General features: G+C 70.4%; 9 protein-coding genes and 1 pseudogene. 9 read left to right on the top strand and 1 reads right to left on the bottom strand.

Annotated features, from left to right (window positions below; translation table 11 throughout):
- Window positions 1–393: 393 nt before the first annotated feature.
- The 3 genes from glgX to ACZ4EF_RS11090 all read left to right on the top strand — a co-directional run bounded on the left by glgX (window position 394) and on the right by ACZ4EF_RS11090 (window position 4,882).
- Window positions 394–2,631 carry a glycogen debranching protein GlgX gene (gene glgX / locus ACZ4EF_RS11100; RefSeq protein WP_467503992.1) on the top strand — a complete coding sequence of 746 codons (2,238 nt, stop codon included), beginning with the start codon at window positions 394–396 and terminating at the stop codon, window positions 2,629–2,631.
- 355 nt (window positions 2,632–2,986) lie between these two features.
- Entirely contained in the window at window positions 2,987–4,174 is a 1,188-nt protein-coding gene (locus tag ACZ4EF_RS11095) for an MFS transporter (RefSeq protein WP_467504166.1), read from the top strand.
- Window positions 4,175–4,501: 327 nt separating this feature from the next.
- A complete protein-coding gene (locus ACZ4EF_RS11090) occupies window positions 4,502–4,882 on the top strand; it encodes a hypothetical protein (RefSeq protein WP_391044665.1) in 381 nt (126 codons plus the stop codon).
- Between the two features lie 9 nt (window positions 4,883–4,891).
- Here the strand turns inward: ACZ4EF_RS11090 and ACZ4EF_RS11085 are convergent.
- A pseudogene (locus ACZ4EF_RS11085) lies at window positions 4,892–5,186 on the bottom strand (transposase family protein); the annotation flags it as partial.
- Window positions 5,187–5,307: 121 nt separating this feature from the next.
- Between ACZ4EF_RS11085 and ACZ4EF_RS11080 the strand changes: the two are divergent.
- The 6 genes from ACZ4EF_RS11080 to ACZ4EF_RS11055 all read left to right on the top strand — a co-directional run bounded on the left by ACZ4EF_RS11080 (window position 5,308) and on the right by ACZ4EF_RS11055 (window position 15,794).
- On the top strand, window positions 5,308–5,790 hold the full coding sequence (locus ACZ4EF_RS11080; protein WP_467503990.1) for a hypothetical protein: 483 nt from the start codon (window positions 5,308–5,310) through the stop codon (window positions 5,788–5,790).
- A gap of 1,135 nt (window positions 5,791–6,925) precedes the next feature.
- Entirely contained in the window at window positions 6,926–8,914 is a 1,989-nt protein-coding gene (locus tag ACZ4EF_RS11075; RefSeq protein WP_467503988.1) for an ABC transporter ATP-binding protein, read from the top strand.
- Window positions 8,911–10,842 (top strand): ABC transporter ATP-binding protein, encoded by a 1,932-nt coding sequence (locus tag ACZ4EF_RS11070; protein WP_467503986.1) that lies wholly within the window; start codon window positions 8,911–8,913, stop codon window positions 10,840–10,842. The genes ACZ4EF_RS11075 and ACZ4EF_RS11070 overlap by 4 nt, the downstream gene beginning before the upstream one ends.
- Before the next feature lie 469 nt (window positions 10,843–11,311).
- On the top strand, window positions 11,312–13,717 hold the full coding sequence (locus ACZ4EF_RS11065) for a M4 family metallopeptidase (protein ID WP_467503984.1): 2,406 nt from the start codon (window positions 11,312–11,314) through the stop codon (window positions 13,715–13,717).
- A 277-nt stretch (window positions 13,718–13,994) separates the two neighbouring features.
- Window positions 13,995–14,198 (top strand): cold-shock protein, encoded by a 204-nt coding sequence (locus ACZ4EF_RS11060; RefSeq protein WP_188279682.1) that lies wholly within the window; start codon window positions 13,995–13,997, stop codon window positions 14,196–14,198.
- Window positions 14,199–14,249: 51 nt separating this feature from the next.
- Window positions 14,250–15,794 carry a DEAD/DEAH box helicase gene (locus tag ACZ4EF_RS11055; protein WP_391161522.1) on the top strand — a complete coding sequence of 515 codons (1,545 nt, stop codon included), beginning with the start codon at window positions 14,250–14,252 and terminating at the stop codon, window positions 15,792–15,794.
- Window positions 15,795–15,944 lie beyond the last annotated feature (150 nt).

Genomic DNA, 15,944 nt, shown 5'->3' with positions numbered 1-15,944 from the left:
TCAACGAGACGACCGCCGCCGGGGAAACGCGCTGTCCGCCGGCACGTGCACCGATCAACCGTGTGACTCCGTACCCCCCGGTGGGAATGAATGGAGCAGCGGGTGCGGGGAAACGGCCGTCGACGCGGGGAGGGACACCCGGCGTACGGTACGGACCCGGCCCGCCCTGCCGGCACAGCGCACCTGGTCACAGCTCGGTCCTTCGGAGCCGCGGGAGGCATACACGTGTCAGAGACACGCGAACACGGCGTCGTGGGACGCCCGGAGGGTCTTCCGCTGCCCGCAGGCGATCCGGGGGTGGCGACCGTACCGCCGCCGTCGCCGGTGCCGGGCCCGGCCGTACCGCGGGACCCGTCTGTCGCACTCGCCCCGGCCGTACCGCGGAATCCGCCGGTGGCTTCCGTATCGCTGCCGTCCGGTGCGTCGGACCGGCGGGTGACGCCGCGGCTCGCGACCGTGTGGCCCGGCTCGGCGCAGCCGCTCGGCGCGCGTTTCCACGCCGGTCCCGGCGGGCGCGCGGGCACCAACTTCGCGCTGTGGGCGGGTGGGGCGGAGTCCGTCGAGGTGTGCCTGTTCGACGCGGACGGCACCGAGACGCGGGCGCCGCTGACCGAGCTGACCCATGAGATATGGCACGGCTTCGTACCGGACGCGCTGCCGGGCCAGCGGTACGGCTACCGGGTCGGCGGTCGCTGGGATCCGTGGACCGGCGCCCGCTGGAATCCGGCGAAGCTGCTGCTCGACCCGTACGCGCGGGCGGTGGACGGCGACTTCACGCTGGTCCCCGAAGTGTACGGGCACGTGCGCGACTGGCCCGAGCGGCAGGTCGCCGACACCGTGAGGGACAACCGCGACTCGGCGCCGTACGTCCCCAAGGGCGTCGTGGTCGACGATGACGACGACTGGGAGGACGACCACCGGCCGAAGACGCCCTGGTCGGACTCGGTGATCTACGAGTTGCACGTGCGCGGTTTCACCCGGGCGCACCCGGACATTCCGCCGGAGCTGCGCGGTACGTACGCCGGTCTCGCGCACCCGGCGGCCATCGCCCATCTGACCCGGCTCGGGGTGACCGCCGTCGAGCTGCTGCCGGTGCACCACTTCGCGCACGAGGAGCACCTGGAGCGCAAGGGGCTGCGCAACTACTGGGGTTACAACTCGATCGGCTACTTCGCGCCGCACGCCGCGTACAGCGCGAGCGGCACGCGCGGCGAACAGGTCGGCGAGTTCAAGCGGATGGTGCGGGCGCTGCACGCGGCGGGCATCGAGGTGATCCTCGACGTGGTCTACAACCACACCGCCGAGGGCGGCGAGGGCGGCCCCACGCTGTCGCTGCGCGGTATCGACAACCGCGGTTACTACCGGCTCCAGCAGGACGCGCGGCGCTACGCCGACTACACCGGCTGCGGCAACACCCTCAGCGTCGTCCAGCCGCACGTGCTGCGGCTGATCACCGACAGCCTGCGCTACTGGGTGACCGAAATGGGCGTGGACGGCTTCCGGTTCGACCTGGCGGCGGCGCTGGCCCGCTCGACGCACGACGTGGACATGCTCTCCCCCTTCCTCACGGTGATCGCCCAGGACCCGGTGCTGCGCCGGGTCAAACTGATCGCCGAGCCGTGGGACGTGGGCTCCGGCGGCTACCAGGTGGGCGCCTTCCCGCCGCTGTGGACGGAGTGGAACGACCGGTTCCGCGACACCGTACGGGACTTCTGGCGGGGCGCGGCCGGGGACGTACGCGATCTGGCGTACCGGCTGTCCGGGTCGAGCGACCTGTACGACTGGGGCGGGCGGCGGCCGTACGCCTCGGTCAACTTCGTCACCGCGCACGACGGTTTCACCCTGCGCGACCTGGTGAGCTACGAGCGCAAGCACAACGAGGCCAACGGCGAGGACGGGCGGGACGGCACCGACGGCAACCGGTCGTGGAACTGCGGCGCCGAGGGGCCGACCGACGACCCCGGCATCAGCGCGCTGCGCCGCCGCCAGATCCGCAACCTGCTCTCCACACTGCTGCTGTCCACCGGGGTGCCGATGCTGGTCGCGGGCGACGAGATGGGGCGGACGCAGGGCGGCAACAACAACGCGTACTGCCAGGACAACGAGGTGAGCTGGATCGACTGGTCGCTGGCGGACGATCCGGCCTGGCGGTCGCTGTCCGATCTCGCGGCGCGGCTGATCGCCCTGCGCAGGGCCCATCCGGTGCTGCGGCGCGGCGGCTTCTTCTCCGGGCTCGCGCAGGCGCCGGAGGGGCTGCGCGATCTGGCCTGGTTCGGGCCGCGCGGCGAGGAGATGACGGACGAGGACTGGTTCGCGCCGGGCTCGACGCTGGGGATGTTCCTGTCGGGGCAGGAGATTCCGCAGCGGAACGCGCGGGGGGAGGCGGTCGTGGACGACAGCTTCCTGCTGATCGCGCACGCGGGGTCGCGGCCCGCCGCTTTCACGCTGCCGGGGTCGCCGTGGGCGGCGGCGTACGAACTGCTCGTCGACACCGCTCTGGAGGAGCAGACGGCGGCGCCGGAGGGGGCGCGTGCGGCGGCTGGTTCGGAGGTGGCGGTGGCGGAGAGGTCCGTACGGCTGTACCGGGCGTGCGGCGGCGGGGAGGGGCGGGAAGAGCTGCTCAGCGGGTGAGTTCGGTCACCGGAGCGGGCGGGCGGCGGGGGGTGCCGCGGGGTTGCGGGGGCCGGGGTGGGGGGTGGCGGGGGCCGGTGCGTTGACCGGTGCGTGGACCGGCGCGGGGGATGGCGTGGACCGGTGTGGACCGGTGTGGACGACACCGAATGGTCCAGTCCACTATGTCCTGGTGACCTCTTCCGCGCCCAGCCCCGACCGCGCCGGGGCCGATGCCGCCGAGCCGCTTTCGCAGCCGAATCTCATGCCGTTGTCCGACGCCGCGGTGGACCTCCCGCGCACGTCCCCGCTTCCTGGCAAGGAGCGGCTGTGGTCGGCGAATTTCCGGTTCTACTTCACCGCCCGCTCCGTCGCCATGCTCGGCGACACGATGCTGCCGGTCGCGCTGTCCGCGGGCCTGATCCAGTACGGCTACTCGGCCGGTGACATCGGCCTGGTGATGGCCGCGTCCACCGCGTGCTTCGCCGGATTCGTGATCTTCGGCGGGGTCTTCGCGGACCGCTTCAACGCGCGGCGGCTGATGATCGGCGCCGATCTCGTACGCGTCGGCACGCAGTCCACCGCGGCGGTGCTCTTCCTCACCCACCACATCACGCTGTGGGAGATGGCGCTGATCGCCGTCGTCAACGGCACGGCGGCGGCCATGTTCCAGCCGGGCGTGGCCAGTACGGTCGTGCGGGTCGCCACCGATGTGCAGGGCGCCAACGGTGTGACCCGTACCGCCGAGTCCGTCGCGGGGCTGGCCGGGCCCGCGGTCGCCGGTGTCCTGATCGGCTTCACCTCACCGGGCGTCGTCTTCGCCGTCCACGCGTCCACGTATCTGGTCAGCGCGCTGTGCCTGATCGCGCTGCGGCTGCGACCGCTTCCAGCGAAGACGGGTGCCGGGACGGGGTCGGGGTCGGGCACCGGCTCGGGCACTGGCACTGGCACTGGCACGTTCAAGGCCGATCTCGCGGAGGGCTGGCGGGAGTTCCGCGCGCGCACCTGGATGTGGGGGGTGATCGTGATCTGGATGGGCTACATGATCTTTGTCTTCGGCCCCTACATACCGCTCGCCGCCGGTCAGATCATCCCCGAGCACGGCGCGGGCGCCTACGGCCTCGTCAACTCCGCCCTCGGCGGCGGCACCGCGGTCGGCGCGCTGATCGCCATGCGCGTACGCGCGGACCGCCCCTTGCGCGCGGGCTCCATCGCCCTCTTCGGCACCGCCCTGATGCCCGCCTCGGTCGGCTTCGACCTACCGGTCCCCGCGATCGCCGCCTGCGTCTTCGGATCCGGCATCTGCTGGGCCTACTGGGGCGTCAACTGGGCCACCAGCGTCCAGACCCAGGTCCCCGGCGAGATCCTCAACCGCATCCACGCCTACGAGGTCGCCGGCTCCATCGCCATGATGCCGGTCGGCCAGTCCCTCGCCGGCCCCGCCTCCGCCGCCTTCGGCGCCCGCCACGTCCTCCAGACCGGCGCCGTGGTCACCCTCATCGTCTGCACCCTCCTCCTCTCCGTCCCCGCCATCCGCAACCTCCGCCGAGTCCCCACGACGTAGGGCCTGTCCGGCGGATCACGACCGACCCCTCACCACCCGCCCCGGCGAGGCCATTCCGTTGCCCCGGACCACCGGTACAACCAGGCTCACTCTGGCCACAACGAGGTCGGTCAGCGCGGCGAGGAACCGCCGCCCTGCTGGGGCGAGTTCGACGACCATTGCGCCACCGACCACGGGAAGCGTCCCCTCGCACCGTCTCCACGTCATCGGTGGGCACGGCCAGGTCGTACGACCCGCTTCCGGTCGTCAACTCGAACCGCCGAAACTTGAACGCCCCCGGCACGCGTTCCCTCAACTAAGGACTGTCCCGCAGAGAGTTTGTAGGGCTTGGGTGACGGCGATGCCGGTGTGGCGGATACGGTGGAGCGGTTCATCGGTAGGGGGCTGGGGGGAACAGTGGGGCGCAGTGAGCTTCCCGTGGAGAACGCTGGCGAAAGGGATCTCTGTCTGTTCATCGAGCCGTACGGCGAGGACTTCTACCTCAAGCCTGGGGAGGTCTTCACGGTCGCACCTGAAGCCGAAGGGCTCGATGTCTGGTTCTCCACCCTTGTCTGGGAGGGAGGCATCACCGTGTGGCCCTACGAGAACGGCGATCCGACCAGGATTGTCCTTGAGTACACAGTGACCGACGCCAACGGGACTCGGCTGGAATGCGGTCACCAAAGGCCGCCGAGGCCGACCGGTTCTGACATGCCTGCACTGGATTGACCCCCTCAGTCACCGGGTCGGAGCAAGATTGTGAAGCCGGGCGACGCCGAGCACAGCTCGGTACACGCCATCGCCTTTGAGGCGGCAGTCGCGGAGGATCTTCCAGCTCTTCATCCGGGCGAAGGTGTGCTCAACGCGGGCGCGGACCTGTTTGTGGGAGCGGTTGTGCTTCTCCTTCCGGGGCGAAGTTCTTCGCCCTTACGGCGGCGGTGCGGGATGACCAGACCGGTGTCCTGGTAGCCGCCGTGACGATAGTCATAGCGGTGCCGACGGCAGCCTTGGCCCCGGACTCCCCCCAGCCACGGGAGGGTGGGCACCAGGGTCCCGCCGACGATGAGGCACAGTGTCCTTGCGATCGTTTCACTCGGCAGAGAAACAACCACCGCCCCATACCCTCCCGGCCTGAGTCGGTCCAAAATGCCGCCATGGATGACGAAGAGCACAACGAGGCAGCTGCACGCACATTCCTGTCATGTGCCACCGAGGTGGCGCGGCTGATGGATCTCGGGAACGCGGCCGACGTGCCGGAAACCCGCCGGGCACGGCACCTGGCCCATGCGGTGCGCAAGCCACTGCTCCAACGCGCCTACCTACCCGAAGAGTTCTTCGCCGCGTTGATGGCCGCAGCGGTCTACGACCCGGACCCTAGCTTCTGCCGCTGGTTCGCCGAACCAGCCGTCTACGCCTTCGGACGACGCCGTGTCATGAGCGCACTACTCGACTATCTACGGACAGGCACGGACGCCGAGCAGGCGGGTGCCGAGCGGGCCTGGTATTGCGCCCACGTGCCGCTCCGCGCAGACCGGTCCCCGGCCTATGCGCCAGGCGGGAGGCGCGATCCCGCGCTGGATGAGTCCAGCGATGTGAAGGACGAGTGGCGGGAAGCGCTTCGACGATCGGCCAGGTGACCGGGCCGCCTCGAAACCTGAGCCAGCCCCGGTGCCATAGACCTGCTGCTCACTCTGACCATTGAGCGGGACAGCCCTTAATCCTGGTTATCTGTCCTTCGTTCTAGCAGCCAAATGCCCGATTGAGCCGCGGCAATGTACTCCTCACCCAGATCAGGACGTCCAACTGCAACTTCACTCGAATGTGATTCTCCAGAAACCAACCGGAGCAGAGTAACCATAAGATGACTCCACACGAATGGCTTTACCCCATCCCCCAAGCCGGCCAAATTTACGGAAACCGCTGGGACCGCGGCCTCGAAAAGCATTGACTGGACTTCCAGATGGCCATCCAAGCCGTGATCAAAGATGTCACCGGGCACAGCAGCGTCGAACAGCCGCGATAAGGTCTCCGGAATGCGCCTCGCCGTCTCCCCGCACCGGTACGCATCCCAGTCGTGCCGGTGCAATTGGCATCTCATGCCACACCTTGCCCGCACCAGCGTTCCGCACAGCTTCCGCCACACGAGCAGGGTACTGCCATGTCCCCCGTGGGTACCCGTATACCCGCGGTACAAGTTCGACACTTCGCTTTCTCCGTGGCCGCACTTCCGGCTCGACCGCGATACTCATTTGCCGCCGGAATACGACTCTCATTCAGCGTGACGGGAAACCGGAGGGCCGCCAACTGCGGATTCTGCGCGGCCGCGCGCGACTTGACGACCACGTTCTCGGCGAATCCGTCCGCGACCGCGGAAACCACGAGGTCCACGTCGGGCAGCACGGAGGCGTAAGTGGCCGTGGCCCCGGTCGGGGTCGGGGTCGGGGTCGGGGTCGGCGCCGGGAGCGTCCACGGAGCGGTGATGCCGTACGACTTGCCGTCCCCCGTGACGGTCGCCAGCGGGCCGGTGCCGCCGCCGAGCCCCGACGGCCTCACCGGCCCCCGGCGCGGGGACCACGCGGAGGGCGGCCTCGCCGTCCGGTCCGGGGGGCCTCGGGTCATGGGGAGGTAATGAATTCTTCAAGGATTCGCATGGTGCGCGACAGGTGATCGCGGGGGCGGCCCCGTGCCTGTGGCGGGAAGAGATCGGAGGGGCGTGGGCGCGGCGGAAAACAGGGTGAGCGGTGTCGGTGGTCGCGCCTAATGTCGGGAGGGATGTCTGCCACGACCACTGACCCCGCGCCCGCCGTCCGTTCGAGATCAGCGATTCGGTCGCTGCTGCGCCTTTGGCCTTATGTGCGGGCGGTGCGGGTGCGGTTGGGGGTGTCCGCGGTGGTGGGCGCGGGCGCGTCGTGCGTGGCGCTGCTGATTCCACTGGTGCTGAAGTGGATGGTGGACGGGCCGGTCTCGGACCACGATCCGGCCGGGGTGTGGCTCGGCGGCGGGCTGATCCTGCTGCTCGGGCTGCTGGAGGCGCTGCTGTTCGGGATCAGGCGGTGGCTGGTGGCCCGGCCGCTGGCCGGGGTCGAGGCGGCGATGCGGGCGGATCTGTACCGGCATCTCCAGCGGCTGCCGGTGGAGTTCCACGACCGCTGGGCGTCGGGGCAGTTGCTCTCGCGGGCGACGATGGACCTCCAGATCCTGCGGATGTTCCTCGCCTTCCCGCTGGTCTTCCTGGTGGTCAACACCGTCACCGTGCTGATCGGCTTCGCGATCCTGTTCGCGCAGTCCTGGCTGCTCGGCCTGGTGCTGCTGGCGCCCGCCGTGCCGCTGATGATCATGTGTTCCGTCTTCGAGACGCGGTACGCGCTGGCCGCCCGCCGCGCGCAGGACCAGGCGGGCGATCTGGCCACGCTGGTCGAGGAGTCGGTGCTGGGCATCCGGATCATCAAGGCGTTCGGCCGGCACCGCAGCCAGGCGCGGGCCTTCCGCGCGCAGACCCGGGGGCTGTGGCGTACTGAGATGCGCAAGGCGCGGCTGCTCTCGGACATCTGGGCCGTGATCATGACGCTGCCCGAGGTGGCGATCGGCGCCGCGCTGGTGTGCGGTGTGCTCCAGGTCGCGGACGGCAAGCTGTCGGCGGGCACCCTGGTGGCGTTCCTGTCGACCGCGCTCGCGCTGCGCTGGCCGGTCGAGTCGATCGGCTTCCTGCTCGCGATGAGCAACGAGGCGGCCACCGCCGCCGACCGGTACTTCGAGGCGATGGACACCCCCGAACCCGACAGCAGCGGCAGGACCGGCAGCACCGGCAGCACCAGCGGGAGCGAGAACGACGGAAGCGCCGCGAAGACCACGGACGACACCGGAGCCGGACGGCCGAGCGACGGCCTGCGCATGCACGCCGTCCGCTTCCGTTACCCCGACGCCCCCGACGCGGGCCCCGACCTCCTCAAGGGCGTCGACCTGCACATCGGCCCCGGCGAGACGATGGCGCTGGTCGGCGCCACCGGCAGCGGCAAGACGACGCTGACCGCGCTGCTCCCCCGGCTGCACCAGGCGACCGGCGGCCGGATCACCCTGGACGGCGCGGACATCGCCGACCTGCCGGTCAAGCGGTTGCGCGAACTGCTCGCCGTCGCTTTCGAGGAGCCGACGCTGTTCTCCGCGACCGTACGGGAGAACGTGGCGATGGGCGCGGGCCCTGAGGGCGCCGACGAGGCGGACATCGTACGAGCCCTGGCCGTCGCGCAGTGCGGCTTCGTGGAGCGGCTGCCGCAGGGCCTGGACACGCAGGTCGGCGAGCAGGGCCTGAGCCTTTCCGGCGGGCAGCGGCAACGGCTCGCGCTGGCCCGCGCGGTGGTCGGCCGCCCGCAGTTCCTGGTCCTGGACGACCCGCTGTCGGCGCTCGACGTGCACACCGAGGCGCTGGTCGAGGCCGCGCTGCGCGAGGTGCTGGCCGACACGACCGCGCTGGTCGTCGCGCACCGCCCGTCCACGGTGATGCTCGCGGACCGGGTGGCGCTGCTGGAGGACGGCCGGATCACGGCCGTCGGCACGCACGCCGAACTGCTGCGGGACAGCGCGGTCTACCGCCACCTGATGTCGGGCGCCGACGAAGAGCCGGGCGCCGACGAAGAGTCAGGCGCCGACGAAGAGCCGGACGCCGAGGGGCACCCGGACCTGCCGGAGCAGCACGGCGCCGAAGAACGAACCGGGGAGGCCGACGAGGCTTCCGCCGCGCGGGAGAGGAGCGACGCCCGATGACCTCCGCGACAGAACAGGGCGCGACAGAACAGGGCTCGACGAAAGAGGGGGCGGCGAAAGAGGACGCGACAGAAGCCGGCGCCATCGAGGAGTACGACTTCGACGAGCCCACCGCCGCGCCGCTCCCGCCCGACGACCCCTTCGCCAAAGACGTCCTGCCCGCCCCGAAGAACGCCCAGTTCACCCTCCTGCGCTCGCTCCTCGGCCCGCACCGCGCCCGCGTCTGGCTGGCCGCGATCCTGCTGCTGGTCCAGCAGGCGGCCGTGCAGGCGGGCCCGCTCCTGGTGGCGTACGCCATCGACCACGCCATCCCGGCGGTGCGCGACGGCCGGCACGGCGCGCTGATCGCGGTCGCCTGCGGCTACATGGGCTGCGGCATCGCCTCCGGCACGCTCCAGCGCTTCTTCATCCGGGTCGCCGCCCGCGTCAGCCAGGACGTGCTGGTCGACCTGCGCGGCCGGATCTTCCGGCACGCCCAGACCCTCAGCCTGGACTTCCACGAGCGCTACACCTCGGGCCGGCTGATCTCCCGCTCCACCTCGGACGTCGAGTCGATCCGCGAACTGCTCAACGACGGCCTGGACGAGCTGATCGAGGTCGTGCTGTCGGCGGTCTACATCACCGCGCTGCTGATCTTCCTCGACTGGGAGCTGGGACTGGCGGCCCTGGTGTCGTACGCCCCGCTGTACGTGGCGATCCGCGTGTACCAGCGGCGCTCGATGGTCGCCTACCGCAAGCGGTCCACGGCCATCGCGGCCGTCATCGTGAAGTTCACCGAGACGATGAACGGCATCCGCCCGGTGAAGGCGTTCCGCCGCGAGGAGCCGAACGACGAGGCGTTCCTCGAACTGAACCACCGCCATGAGCGGGCCAACGGCGACGCGATCCTGGAGATGGCGCGTTACGTCGTCGGCTCCCGCGTGATCGCCAACGTCACGATCGCCGCGATCGTGATGTGGGGCGCGTACCGGGTGGCGGACGGCGGGATGGCGCTCGGTGTGCTCGCCGCCTTCGTGCTGTATCTGCGGCGGCTCTACGACCCGATCGACCGGCTCGGCATGTTCCTCAACTCCTATCAGTCCGCGGCGGCTTCACTGGAGAAGATCGCCGGGCTGCTGGCCCAGCGGCCGACCGTGCCGGAGCCCGCGCCCGAGCGCGCGGTGCCGCTGCCGGAGCGGGCGGGCGAACTGCCGGGCCGCGAGGTCGTCTTCGACGAGGTGCGCTTCGCGTACCGCACGGGCGGCGAGGTGCTGCCGCGGTTCTCGCTGCGGCTGCCCGCGGGGCAGACCGTCGCCGTGGTGGGCGCGACCGGCGCGGGCAAGTCGACGCTCGCCAAACTGCTGGCCAGGTTCTACGACCCCACCAGCGGCCGAGTGCTGCTGGACGGCGTGGAGTTGAGCGATCTCACGCAGACCGATCTGCGGCGCGGGGTCGTGATGGTGACGCAGGAGGCGTTCCTGTTCTCCGGGACGGTCGCGGAGAACATCGCGATCGGCCGGCCGGACGCCTCCCGCGAGGATGTGGAGGCCGCCGCGAAGGCCATCGGCGCCCATGACTTCATCGCGGCGCTGCCGGACGGCTACGACACGGACGTACGCAAGCGCGGCGGCCGTATCTCCGCGGGCCAGCGCCAACTGGTCGCCTTCGCGCGGGCGTTGCTCGCCGACCCCGGCGTGCTGATCCTGGACGAGGCGACGTCCTCGCTGGACGTGCCGGGCGAGAAGGCCGTCCAGCACGCAATGCACACCGTGCTCAACGGACGTACGGCGGTGATCATCGCGCACCGGCTGTCGACCGTGGAGATCGCCGACCGGGTCCTGGTCATGCGCGACGGCCGGATCGTCGAGGACGGCACCCCGGACGAACTCATCGCGGACGACGGCCACTTCGCCGGACTCCACCAGGCGTGGCGGGACAGCCTGGTCTGACCGTCAGCGCCCCTACGACGAGGCCGTCCACGCCGACGCGGCACCCGCCCGCGTCGGCGCACCACCCCGCCCGCGTCGCCGCGCCGCCCGGCCCGCGCCAACGAACCGCCCTTCGCGCCACGCGCGAAGGGCGGTTCGTATTGCCGGGACACCAACTGCGCCTGATCCAGAGGGCCGGATTGGCCCCCTCTTGACCCCATTCGCCCGCAGAAAAACTTCTTCTCCGCGCAACACCGCGATGACAAATGACCGCTATGCGAACACCGCTCACCGAACAACGGACTGTTTTCGGCCAAGTTTGCCCCACGCCACTGACATGTACCGGTAAAGGATGCCACTCTGTGCCCCGTTCCACAGCAACGCCACAGCACTACAGCAGTGCCACAGCTCTACCCGGACAGATCACCAACCCCACCTGTCCGGACTGTCACCGACCGCCCATCCGCGGTCGCCGCAGAAGGAGTGACGAGTGCGCAGATCCCCCCGCAAGGCAACAGCAGCAGGAGTGCTGATTGCCGGTGCAGCGATGCTGGCGGTCGCACTGCCCGCGGGTACGGCCTCAGCAGGCGTACCCGGGCAGGCAACGGCCCAGGCCAGTACACATGTTCAGCCGCGAGCGGGTGCGCTGCCCGCATCGCTCTCCCCGGCCCAGCAGGCCACCCTCGTCTCGCAGGCGCAGACCAGGAGCGCGGCCACCGCGTCCTCGCTGCACCTGAGCTCGGGTGAGAAGCTGGTCGTCAAGTCCGTCACCAAGGACACCGACGGCACCGTCCACACCCGCTACGAGCGTACGTACCAGGGCCTGCCGGTCCTCGGCGGCGACTTGATCGTGCACCAGGACGCCGCAGGGGCGACCACCGGTGTCGACAAGGCGACCAACGCCTCGGTGGCGGTGGCCAGCACGACCGCGGTCAAGAGCGCGGACTCGGCGAAGACCACGGCGCTCGCCCGCGCGAAGGCGGACGGCGCGGCCTCCCCGGCCGCGGTCGGCGCGCCGCACAAGGTCATCTGGGCCGCGTCCGGTACGCCCGTACTGGCCTGGGAGTCCGTCATCGGCGGCTTCCAGGAGGACGGCACGCCGAACCAGCTCCACGTCATCACCGACGCGAGCACCGGCAACCGCCTGTACGAGTACCAGGGCATCGAGACCGGCATCGGCAACAGTGAGTACAGCGGCCAGGTCACCATCGGCACCACGCAGTCCGGGTCGACGTACACGCTGACCGACGGCGGGCGCGGCGGCCACAAGACGTACAACCTGAACCACGGCACCTCCGGCACCGGCACGCTGTTCTCGCAGTCCAGCGACACGTGGGGCGACGGCAACCCGTCGACCGCCACGACCGCCGGTGTGGACGCGGCCTACGGCGCCCAGGAGACCTGGGACTTCTACAAGAACACCTTCGGCCGCAGCGGCATACGCGGCGACGGTGTGGCCGCGTACTCCCGCGCCCACTACGGCAACAGCTACGTCAACGCCTTCTGGGACGACTCCTGCTTCTGCATGACGTACGGCGACGGCAGCGGCAACACGCACCCGCTGACCGCGCTCGACGTCGCGGGCCACGAGATGAGCCACGGCGTCACCTCCAACACCGCGGGGCTGAACTACTCGGGTGAGTCCGGCGGTCTGAACGAGGCCACCTCGGACATCTTCGGCACCGGCGTGGAGTTCTACGCCAACAACACCTCCGACCCGGGTGACTACCTCATCGGCGAGAAGATCAACATCAACGGCAACGGCACGCCGTTGCGGTACATGGACCAGCCGAGCAAGGACGGCGGCTCGAAGGACTACTGGTCCTCCAGCCTGGGCGGCCTCGACGTGCACTACTCGTCGGGCCCGGCCAACCACTTCTTCTACCTGCTCTCCGAGGGCAGCGGCGCCAAGGTCATCGGCGGTGTGAGCTACAACAGCCCGACCTCCGACGGTCTGTCGGTGCCCGGCATCGGCCGGGACAACGCCCTCAAGCTCTGGTACAAGGCGCTCACCGAGCGCTTCACCTCGACCACCAACTACGCGTCGGCCCGCACCCAGTCGCTGCTCGCGGCGGCCGACCTGTGGGGCGCCAACAGCGCCACGTACAACACGGTCGCCAACACCTGGGCGGCGATCAACGTCGGCAGCCGGGTCACCACGCCCAGCGGCGTCACCGTCACCAACCCGGGCGCCAAGTCCACCGTGGTGAACACGGCGGCCAGCCTCCAGATCCAGGCGAGCACCACCAACGGCGGCGCGCTGACCTACACCGCGACGGGCCTGCCGGCCGGTCTGTCGATCAACGCCTCCAGCGGCCTGATCTCGGGCACCCCGACCGCGACCGGCAGCTCCAGCGTGACGGTCACGGCGAAGGACTCCACCAACGCCACCGGTACGGCCACCTTCACCTGGACGGTCACCAGCGCGGGCGGCGGCGGCTGCACCGCGGCGCAGCTCCTGACCAACCCGGGCTTCGAGAGCGGCAACACCGGCTGGACGACGACGTCGGGCGTGATCGACAACAGCACCGGCGCCGCGTCCCACGGCGGCTCGTACAAGGCGTGGCTGAACGGCTACGGGACCACGCACACCGACACGCTCGCCCAGTCGGTCACGATCCCCGCCTCGTGCACCAGCGCCACCTTCACCTACTGGCTCTACATCAGCAGCCAGGAGACCTCCACGACCACGGCGTACGACAAGCTCACCCTCACGGCGGGCAGCACGACCCTGGTCACCTACTCCAACGTCAACAAGGGCACCGGCTACGTCCAGCGCTCGGTCGACCTGTCCTCCTACAAGGGCCAGACCGTCAGCCTGAAGTTCACCGGCACCGAGGACGCCTCCCTCGCGACGTCGTTCCTGATCGACGACGCGGCGGTCAACGTCAGCTAGCCCGTACGGCTCGTGTCTGAGTCCTGCGGCGGGTCCCCGCCCGCCGCAGGACCCGGGCGGAGGAACTCGCCGGGACAAGATCGACCGGAGGCCGCAGGACTCTGGTAGGCTGGTCGCGTTGCAGTTGTGGTACCCAGAACTTTTTGTGCGCCTGGATGATTGCGATTCCGGGCGCACTTTTGTTTTGCCGGATTTCTCCGGTGTGGGGTGATCATCTACAGCGACCCATATCCGTACAGTGCGGGTTTGGAAACTGCCCCACCATAGGGAGATTGTTATGGCTACCGGAACCGTGAAGTGGTTCAACTCGGAAAAGGGCTTCGGCTTCATCGAGCAGGAGGGTGGCGGCCCGGACGTGTTCGCCCACTACTCGAACATTCAGTCCCAGGGCTTCCGTGAGCTGCTTGAGGGCCAGAAGGTCGAGTTCGACGTCACGCAGGGCCAGAAGGGCCCGCAGGCGGAGAACATCCGTCCGCTCTAATTCAGAGTAACCGGGCTGCGACGCTCGGTAACGGGAGGCCCGCACCGCACGGTGCGGGCCTCTCGCGTGCAGCCGCCGCAATGGCTCCCGCCGTGGCGGCCCGAGGAAGGAATCCCGCTTTTGTCACCCGTGTCCCCCGTAAAGCTGTTCTCCGAGCTTCCGCTCGACCCGGCGCTGGTCGCCGCCCTGGACGCCGACGGGGTGACAGAACCGTTCCCGATCCAGGCCGCGACGCTGCCGGACTCGCTCGCCGGCCGTGACGTGCTCGGCCGCGGCCGTACCGGCTCCGGCAAGACGCTGGCCTTCGGCCTGCCGATGCTGACCCGCGTCAAGGCGCTCGGCCGCCGCGCCGACGCCAAGCGTCCGCTGGCGCTGGTGCTGGTGCCCACCCGCGAGCTGGCCACCCAGGTGACCGACGCGCTCGCGCCGTACGCGAAGGTGCTCGGGCTGCGGACCACCGCGGTGGTCGGCGGCGCCTCCATCACCAAGCAGATCGCCGCGCTGCGCGGCGGGGCCGAGATCCTGGTCGCGACCCCCGGACGGCTCTTCGACCTGATCGAGCGGCACGCCTGCTCGCTGGACCAGGTCGGCGTGACGGTACTGGACGAGGCCGACCAGATGGCCGACATGGGGTTCCTGCCGCAGGTCACGCGGCTGCTGGAGCAGGTCAAGCCGGGCGGGCAGCGGATGCTGTTCTCGGCGACGCTGGACCGCAATGTCGACAAGCTGGTCAAGCGGTTCCTGAAGAATCCGGTCACGCACTCGGTGGACCCGTCGTCCGCGACGGTGACGACGATGGAGCACCACGTGCTGCACGTCGACGAGGCGACCAAGCGGGCGGTGACCGCGGAGATCGCCGCCCGGCAGGGCGGCGTGATCATGTTCGTCGGCACCAAGCGCGGCGCCGACCGGCTCACCAAGCACCTGCTGGGCCTCGGGGTGCGGGCGGTGGCGCTGCACGGCGGCAAGTCGCAGCCGCAGCGGAACCGGGCGCTCGACCAGTTCCGTACGGGGACGGCCGACGCGCTGGTGGCCACGAATGTCGCGGCGCGCGGGATTCACATCGAGGGTCTCGACCTGGTCGTGAACGTCGATCCGCCGACCGAGGCCAAGGACTATCTGCACCGCGGCGGGCGTACGGCGCGGGCCGGTGAGTCCGGCACGGTCGTCACGCTGGTGCTGCCCGAGCAGCGGCGCGAGAACGCCCGGCTCATGACGCAGGCCGGTATCCGGCCGCACACCGCCCGGGTCCGTCCGGGCGACGCGGATCTGGTCAGGATCACCGGTGCCCGGCAGCCGTCCGGCACCCCGGTCACGCTGCCCGCCGCCGAGGTCCCGGCGCCCAAGGCCAAGGCTCCCGGCGCGGCCCCGTCCCGCCGCCGTCGTGGCGGCAGTGGGCGCGGCGGCGCCGCCACCGCCGGTGAGCGTCAGCAGCCCGCCAAGAAGGCTGCATCCCGCCGTACCGGGGCCACCGCCAACGAGGGCGCCGCCGGCCGCGGCCGCCGCACCGGCCCCGGCGCCGCCGCCGGCCGCGGCGGCGCGGTGGGCCGCCGCGCCCGCGGCGGCGACACCGGCAGCTCAGGCCGCGCGGCCTGACCCCACCCCGCACACCGAAGCGGGCCCCCCGACCCCCCCCGCGGGGGGGGCGTTCCCCCCCCCCCCCCCCCCCCCCGCCAGCGGGACGGGCCGCCAAAACCCCCAACCACCGACCAACACCACCAACCCAAAACCCCCCCCCCCCTCCCC

The organism is Streptomyces sp. NPDC025721 (assembly GCF_055558595.1).
Note: the sequence above shows the minus strand (reverse complement) of the source record. Positions and strands in the feature narration are given on the sequence as shown.